Origin of the sequence: Neisseria sp. P0014.S002, assembly GCF_051958295.1 — a bacterium.
Lineage (GTDB): Bacteria > Pseudomonadota > Gammaproteobacteria > Burkholderiales > Neisseriaceae > Neisseria > Neisseria flavescens_B.
In genome coordinates, this window is sequence record NZ_JBQCVO010000024.1 from 1 (window position 1) to 2,090 (window position 2,090).

The 2,090-nt window shown below is 55.7% G+C and carries 1 protein-coding gene; it reads right to left on the minus strand.

Annotated elements, in window-relative coordinates; all coding sequences use genetic code 11:
• Positions 1-2,090: DUF6531 domain-containing protein (locus ACTHSX_RS10400; protein WP_440379665.1), on the minus strand; the 2,090-nt coding region annotated here is incomplete at both ends.

A 2,090-nucleotide genomic window follows, 5' to 3' on the forward strand; every position in this document is an offset into this window, starting at 1 on the left:
CCGATGATTTGGCCGTTGCCGTTGTAGTCGAAGCAGGTGATGCTGTGGCGGTTGGCGGCACGGACGAGGTTGCCGTCTAGGTCGTATTGGTAAGCGGTTTCATGAACCTTGTCGTTGTTGCGGGCGAAGGTATGGATTAAGCGGCCCAATACATCGCGTTTGAACTCGGTAATCCGTAGCGGGGTTTGGCTGTCGAGGCCGTCTGAAAGCGGGGCGGCGTCTTTTTGGGCAATGGGTTGTCCGCCCAGTTGAGCCATCAGTTTGGCGGCAAGGGTGGCATCATCGCCGAATTCGCGCTGTTCAATTAGTTCGTTACCAGCATTATAGCGGTAGCCGGTCAGTTTATGGTCGAAGCCGCTTTCGGCAATCAATCGGTCGAGGACGTCGTAGGCGAAGCGGTAGCGCGCACCGTTTTCATTGGTGAGGCCGACTAAGCGGCGGGCTTGGTCGTAATGGTAGCCGAAGGTATGACCCAGCGCATTGGTGCGTCGGGTCGGCAGACCGTCCTGGCCGTATTCGTAGGCGGTGGTGTGGCCTTCGGCATCGGTATGGGTGGTCAGACGACCTGCGCCATCGTAGCCGAAGGTCTCTTTGCTACCGTCGGGATAGAGGGCGAGGGTAAGGTTTTGATTGGCGTCGTAATGGTATTCGGTATGCTGTCCCAGCGCATCGGTAATGCGCGCCAACTGTCCTTCGGCGGTGTAAGAGAGTTTGGTTTCGTAACCCGAGCAGTCGGTAATCCGGTCGGGCTGATGGTTTTCGTTATAGTGGTAGGCGGTGCTGCTGCCGTTCGGATCGGTCACCGACAGCAACAGACCGTTGCCGGCATATTCGAAACGGGTGATGTGTTTCAGCGGGTCGGTATGGGTCAGCAGGTTGCCCGCTTCGTCATAGGTATAGCCGTGGTAACGGCTTTCGGCATCGCTTTTGCGGATCAGACGGTAGTTGTCGTCATAGTCGAAATGCAGGATAACGCCGTCCGGACGAGTAATACTTTCTACCTGGCCTTCGTTGCTGTACTGATAACGGGTAACGCGTCCCATCGCATCGGTGTGGCTGAGCAGACGGCCCAAGTCGTCGCGTTCCATCAGGTTGGTGCTGCCGTCGGCAAACACCCGTTTGGTCAACTCGTTGTTGTAATCGTAATGATATTGCTCGGTACGGCCCAGTATGTCGGTTACCTCGGTGTAACCTTCGTGATAGGTAAAGCGCCATTCCTCGCCCAAAGAAGTCCAGTTGCGGATGACTTTGCCGGTCGGGGTGTAATGGTCGTATTCGTATTCCGATACCAATCCGGCCGCATCCGTATGCGACACCATCAGATTGTTTTTATAGCCGAAGTTGCGTTTGACGTTGCCGTCGCGACCGATGACGTGGATTAAGTCACCGCTGCCGTTGTATTCGTAGCGGACCAGCGGACGGCCGACCCGGACTGTTTCGCCGAAGGATGGCAAACCTTCCAACAGCGACACCGACAGCAGCCGCATTTTGGGTGACTGTTCATCAGCCACATTGCCGAAGTTCAGCGAGAATACCCGTCCGTTGCCGTCAATAATGTATTGCGGCAGACCAGTCAGCGGATGATAGACGAAACGCTGATGGTTGCCGTTGGCGTCTTCTACCGCAACCAAAGGGAAGAGGGTGGCATCTTCGTCCGAACCGTCTTCCGCCACCGCCAAAGGTGCAAAACGCAGTGCTATCGAACCGTCCAGCGAAGCAATGACGTAATGCCCGTCCGGATTCTTGCTGAACCAAATCTGTTCGCTCTCGAACAATACCGGCTCTTCGTCATCTTCATCCACTTCCGGTAAAGGGAACAAACGGCCCTGATCGTCGATATAGGCCAATCCGGCCGCATCGCGGATAATGCGTTGGCAGCCCGGTACGCTCCAACCCTCGCCGAGCCAGCCGGTACCGTCTTGGTCGGAATAATAGCTGCGGTTCCATACCAGCGGCAGAATGCCTTCAAAGGCAAAGTCGGTCTCATTTGTCAAAAACTTCAAACCATGTATTGGATTGACCGGACGGCCGGCACCTACCGCACCCTTACAGGACAGACAGGTTTTAGGGGGGAGTCTTTTGCTGAACTT